General features: G+C 31.8%; 6 protein-coding genes. All 6 read left to right on the top strand.

Annotation, left to right across the window (positions count from 1 at the left end; all coding sequences use genetic code 11):
• The first annotated feature begins 176 nt into the window (after window positions 1-176).
• Window positions 177-398 (top strand): hypothetical protein, encoded by a 222-nt coding sequence (locus tag ACFIO3_RS06920; RefSeq protein ID WP_375606395.1) that lies wholly within the window; start codon window positions 177-179, stop codon window positions 396-398.
• Window positions 399-1574: 1176 nt separating this feature from the next.
• Window positions 1575-1931, top strand: coding sequence for a hypothetical protein (locus tag ACFIO3_RS06915; RefSeq protein WP_375614991.1), 357 nt, complete (start codon window positions 1575-1577; stop codon window positions 1929-1931).
• 191 nt (window positions 1932-2122) lie between these two features.
• Window positions 2123-2488, top strand: a complete 366-nt coding sequence (locus tag ACFIO3_RS06910; RefSeq protein WP_375614423.1) for a hypothetical protein — start codon at window positions 2123-2125, stop codon at window positions 2486-2488.
• A gap of 209 nt (window positions 2489-2697) precedes the next feature.
• Complete coding sequence (locus tag ACFIO3_RS06905) at window positions 2698-3060, top strand: hypothetical protein (protein WP_375606398.1); 363 nt, start codon at window positions 2698-2700, stop codon at window positions 3058-3060.
• A 636-nt stretch (window positions 3061-3696) separates the two neighbouring features.
• Window positions 3697-5094: a threonine synthase gene (gene thrC, locus ACFIO3_RS06900; RefSeq protein WP_375606399.1), complete on the top strand. Its 1398-nt coding sequence runs from the start codon at window positions 3697-3699 to the stop codon at window positions 5092-5094.
• 83 nt (window positions 5095-5177) lie between these two features.
• On the top strand, window positions 5178-6452 hold the full coding sequence (locus ACFIO3_RS06895; RefSeq protein WP_375606400.1) for a M16 family metallopeptidase: 1275 nt from the start codon (window positions 5178-5180) through the stop codon (window positions 6450-6452).
• Window positions 6453-6563: the final 111 nt, after the last annotated feature.

Here is a 6563-nt window from a genome sequence, read left to right as displayed (position 1 = left end):
ATCTCAAATCCGACATCCCACTCCCAACCACAGCAGCTCATCCTGATAAATTATGAGATTTGTCAAAAAAGGAATATTACGATGCCTTGCTCGATAAGATGTGAAAATTGCTAACCTCTTTTATCTGATCAAAAAAACACACTATGGTAAAATTGTAAGGGATGTGCGTATTGATCATGGAAAAAAATATTAAAATTCGCAGAACCTATGGAACACAAGAGTTTATTGAAAAAAACAAAAGTATTCTTGTTAAATTACACGGGCTTATATTTGCTCAATCCAAATCTCGCAAACTTGTTGAAGGCTTATTTACTTTGCTGCTTAAACAGTATTTTAACAGCATCAATCGGCACAACCTCCCTAAGATTACAAAAAACAAAAAGAATACATTCTTATAAAGATTTGCATTTTATAAAAAACATTTCATACCAAGTAATTTACAGACAACGTATTGATTTATAATCAATAATTAATCATTATTCAAATTAAGCAAAATGCAAAAATGTAGCAACATTAGGAGCGAGCAAATTGTATGGCGATGCCATCTTTCTTCTTTATAAACGCCAAAAACTCTGATGCCCTAAGAGTTTTATATTATGGGGCTTTATCATCATATCTATCATTGCACAATAGGCTTGAGTACCTTGAGAACGGTTTCTTTAAAAAAACACATAAATATGAAACATATAATCATGTTAAACAACCTACAGAGATACTAATAGTTGCTTAAAATTTTCCGAAAGCACTTAATAGACTTTTTAAATAAGCAATGAAATCAGATCTTTTTAAAAGTAATCCAGCTTTAAGAAAAACACCCTTTCTAAAAATATTATCTAATACTGATCTTTCGGCACTCATAAATATGTCTAAATTAGATTCTTCTATACACTGCTTTGCATCATAGTAATATGCTGTTCACATTGGCGATAAAAAGATAATATCATTTATCTCTATCCAATTCGAGCTCTACTTTACACTATGAGAGAACTGTACATTTTTTAGTATCTATAACATAAATGTATATAATTAATAGTGAAGTATCATTATGCTATCACGATGCAATTAAATAACCATTGAATAATAACTTAAATAATATTTATATAACACAAATTCTACAATAATAACTACTATAAATAATAAAATTTTAGCGTGTCCATTCATATTTTAATTGTTAAGAATATTTATATAAACATATCATAATTTTCATGTTTTTTATTATACTATCGATAATAAATAATTTTTTATATATTTAATATGTAAAAATTTTGATCATTTTATTATCGATAAATGTATTTATAAAATAATATTAATCTCATTTTATAAAAATTATACGATAACAACGTGTTATTTTATATATAACACATAATAAAATATTTCATAAAGTTTTTTAAAATATTTTTTGTAATTATTACTGTTTCTTTTTTACAATAATGTTTATAAAAAATTATATTTATATTTTTATATGTGTTTTTATTATTGACTAAAAATACATATTGAACTATATATGTGTGATATAAATAAACATATATGTATATTTCTTACATATATAAATTAAAAATATTTGAGGTAAAGTTATGGTAAAATTATTTAAAAATTATATCTTAAGCATTTTTATAGCGAGCACTTTTTTTATTTCACAAACTGTAAATGTTAATGCAAACTATTTGAAAAATGATACTCCAAAAGAGGAATTTTCTGTTTTCCCAATGGAACAAGTAAAATATGCGAAATCCGATGTAGTTTCTACGACTGCTTTCTATGTTCCGTCTGTAAATTATCAAACAGAACATGGAACAATAGGTGAAGAAAAATTTGAAAAGGTCTTTGAGCCTATGACTGTAAGAGAGGGACTATTGTACGCTGAATATGCAATAAGTTTTATAGGATCGATAATAAATTGGATAAATGATATAGTATTGATGTTCAAGTAATTCAATATATTGTAGAAATATAGAATATATAGCTTCATTATTTTATTATTAATTATTATAAATTTATTACATAATGAAGCTTCTATTTCTCTTATTATAACTATAAATTCTGTAAATTACATCCAAAAATCCAAATTATAAATTTATATACACACATATATATATTGAATACTATAAAGTATTTGAGGTAAATGATGATTAAGTTTTTTAACAATCATATGTTAATTATTTCTATGATATCTGTTTTTTACATTTCACAGACTGTAAGTGTACATGCCAACTACTTGCAAAACAATATTCATCGTGAGAATAGTTTTATTTCTTTAACAGAACAGAACAGAAAGGATGCAATCAGTACGGTTTTTCTCTATACACAAAATCTAAATCGTGGTATGAAAAATGAAATTACCATCGAAGGAAAATTTGAAAAAGTCGTTGAACCTCTTACACTCGGGACTTTTGGTATTGGGATGGCTCTTGGTTATGTATCAAGTACGGTAGGTATGTTTTTAGGATGGATAATCAGCAAAATAATATCCTATTTTAAATCTCGTTAAAATTGAAATTTCATCAGATTAAGACCTTCTCATATGAGATATAAACTATTAACACATTCTGTGTTTATCCATTGTTGATGATAAAAACTAATGAATTATCACAATAAGAGTGAAAAAAGCTTTAAATGCTTCTGTTTCTCTCAATGTGCACTAATTCTGCCGATGCATCTATTCAATTCAGATTAAAATAAAAGTATTGGTGGTAAACTATGATTAAAGTATTGAAAACTTACGTATTAAATATTTTTATAGCAGTTGCTTTTTTGCTTTCACAAGTTATAAATGTTCATGCCAATCATTTGAAAAATGATACTCAATGGGAAACTGTCTCTCTAATAGAACAAGGAAAGAAAAAAACTATCGATATAGCTGCTCTTTATGTCCCAAGTTTCACTCATAGAGCAAAAAGTGAATCTGCCTTTGAAGGAAAATTTGAGAAAGTGTTTGAACCAATTACGCTAGGAGTTTTTTCTACAGTAGGAGCTTTGGGTTTTGGATTCTTAACTGGATCTGTTATGGCCATATTTAGCGGGATAATCGGATGGGCAATAGGAAAAATTAAAGGCAAATAATTCAAAGATACTTAGTTATTTTTTTCTATTTAAAATGAAAACACTTTACAGCCTGCTTCCCATCATTTAGCAGGCTGTTGTATGTTTTCTATGGATAAACTTTAGGTTACCATACTGTATAGCACAAATATAATATCTATTATTATACAAAGTGATAAGTTAAGCTAAAAAAGATTATTCAAAGTATGATTTGTGCACGAAATGCCATAAAATTACCTTATAAATCTTCCAATGTGAATTCTGAGATGTATCATTTTAACATTCAGTTCAGCAGATTTAATTGTTACAAAGTATTAAGAGCATAAAATAACTATAAATGATTGAGTTTTATACAAAAGTTCTTCAGTAAATGCCATTCTATCTATTTAATTGTATTATTTAAGAAGGTGTACAAGTGAAGATACGTTGTAAAATTTAAGTGAATGAATAATAGAGAGAAAATTTTCGACTGTAAAAGATTTTCTGTGAACATTTGGCGTTTATATCTCAAAAATAAAAATGCTTAAGGCTATTTCCTTTCATTATTGAGTTAAAAAGAAGAAAAGAAGCTCTATCCATTTAATAATTTAAATATTATGAAAAACGTGAAATAAATAACTTCACCAATTTGCCAGAAATAAAAAAAGGATAAGACTTATGGAATATATCAGCACGAGAGGTGAAGCTCCTGCTTTAAGCTTTACGGAAACAATCATGACAGGGTTGGCAAGTGATGGGGGACTTTATTTGCCAGATAAATTTCCTCAGCTATCATTTGATGCGTTACGAGCACTTCGTGGTCAGTCCTATACAACAATTGCTAAAACTATCCTGTGGCCCTTTGTGAATAACGAAATCGAATATACAGCTTTTGAAAATATGATCGCTGAATCTTATGCAACCTTTCACCATCCAGCAATCTGTCCGTTACGACAAACTGGAGCAGATGAATTTATCCTTGAACTCTTTCATGGTCCTACTTTAGCTTTTAAAGATGTCGCAATGCAGTTTCTTTCTCGACTGATGGATTATGTTTTGACTGAAAAAAATAGATGTGCAACGATTATTGCTGCAACATCAGGTGATACAGGAGGAGCTGCGATACAAGCTTTTGCTGGAAAAGAGCACTCAGATATTTTTATTTTATTTCCTAAAGGACGTGTATCACCTGTTCAACAACGGCAAATGACAACCAATCAATGTTCCAATGTTCATGCCATTGCCATTGAAGGAAATTTTGATGATTGCCAAGCTCTTGTCAAAGCAATGTTTAATGATCATAATTTTCGTAAAAAAACAGCGCTTTCAGGTGTTAATTCTATAAATTGGGCGCGTATCATGGCGCAAATTGTTTACTATTTTTCATCAGCTCTTTCCTTAGGAGCACCTGATAGAGCTGTTTCATTTACTGTTCCTACTGGAAATTTTGGTGATATTTTTGCAGGTTATGTCGCAGCCCGTATGGGATTACCCATTGCTCAACTGGTCATCGCAACGAATGATAACGACATCCTTGTACGTACATTGACCAGTGGTACTTACGAAACAAAACCAATAGTCCATACAACATCACCTTCTATGGATATTCAGGTCTCTTCTAATTTTGAACGTTTGCTCTTTGAAAGTGGCAATCGTGATCCAATGTGGATTCGCAATGCAATGGAAAACTTGAAAAAAACGGGTCTCTTTACTCTTGATGAAAAGCAACTCAAAAATATTCGTTCCCTATTTTCCGCTGGGAAAAGCAACATGGCTGCAACAGCTCAAAAAATTGATAGTGTCTATAAGGAAAGTGGCTATCTTGTTGATCCACATACAGCGGTCGCTCTTCAAGTAGCGCGTGAAAACAAAAAACCGCATATTCCAATGATCGTTCTTGCCACGGCTCATCCAGCTAAATTTCCTGATACTATTAAAAGCGCTTGTGGCCTTCATGCTCCATGGCCATCTCATCTCAATGATGTAATGAAACACGAAGAACATTTTATAAATCTTGCTAATGATGAAAAAATAGTAAAAGATTATATTTCTTTAAAATCGCGTGCATCTTATTAAAGTTAGCTGCATTAATTTAAATCAAGAAGATTCTGATACCCTTACAATGAGGTATTTAGCTTATTTAATGGAGTTGTAAATACATGGATGTAGATATCTGTCGCCTAAATAATGGTTTGACTATCGCCACACATACAATGCAACAAATTGATAGTGTTGCCCTCGGAATATGGGTTAAAGTGGGCTCACGCAATGAAACCTCCACACAGCATGGTATTGCTCATCTTCTTGAGCATATGGCTTTTAAAGGAACCGAAAACCGTACTGCTTTTCAAATTGCAACCGATATTGAAGATGTTGGCGGTGAAATCAATGCTACAACCAGTATTGAAACAACAGCTTACTTTGCACGTGTACTTAAAAGCGATATCCCACTTGCTATAGACATTTTAGCCGATATTTTAATGCATTCAAAATTTGACGACAATGAACTAGAACGAGAAAAACAAGTAATCTTTCAGGAAATTGGTGCTGCCCATGACACTCCTGATGATATTGTTTTTGATCACTTTACAGAAACAGCCTTTCGTCATCAATCCCTTGGACGCTCTATTTTAGGAACAGCTAAAACTATTCAATCATTTACATCTACTGATCTCCATGATTTCATCAATAAACAATATAGTGCAGATCGTATGATTGTCGTTGCTGCAGGAGCTGTAAAGCACGAAAGTTTCTTGCGAGAAGTTGAAAGTCGTCTTGGTACTTTTCGCTCCCATTCAACCGCACCTCTTACTAATCTTGCAAATTATGTCGGTGGCGACTTTCGTGAATATCGCGATTTAATGGATACACAAGTTGTTCTAGGGTTTGAAGGGCGTGCTTATCACGCGCGTGATTTTTATGCGGCTCAAATTCTTTCAATCATTCTTGGTGGTGGTATGTCTTCACGTCTTTTTCAAGAGGTAAGAGAGAAACGTGGATTATGCTATTCTATTTATGCTTTTCATTGGGGATTTTCAGATACTGGGCTTTTTGGTGTTCACGCAGCTACCGGACAAGAAGGGCTCAAAGAACTTATTCCTGTGATTCTTGATGAACTTTCCAAGGTCAGCAAAAATATTCACGCCAACGAACTGCAACGAGCACAAACGCAATATCGTGCAAATCTGACAATGTCACAGGAAAATCCCTCTAGTCAAGCACATCTCATTGCTCGCCAAATACTCCTTTATGGTCGACCAATTCCAATATCGGAAACAATTGAACGCCTCAATCTCATCACTCCTAAAAGATTAACTGATTTAGCACATCGTCTTTTTACAAACTCCACTCCAACACTAACTGCTGTCGGACCTGTAGGCCCCCTCATAAATTTTGATGATTTAACGTCAACTCTTTCATACAAGCTAAAGTAAAAACTTCTTTTCAAAGCAGCATCACAATAACATCACATATTTTATCATAAAATTTACCACAAAAGCTCTCCTCATTAAATAAGTTTTGGAAATATTGGGCAAAGAGGTGTA

The sequence above is a fragment of the Bartonella sp. AD328YNZD genome (assembly GCF_042196425.1).
This window is presented reverse-complemented; position numbering and strand designations above follow the sequence as displayed.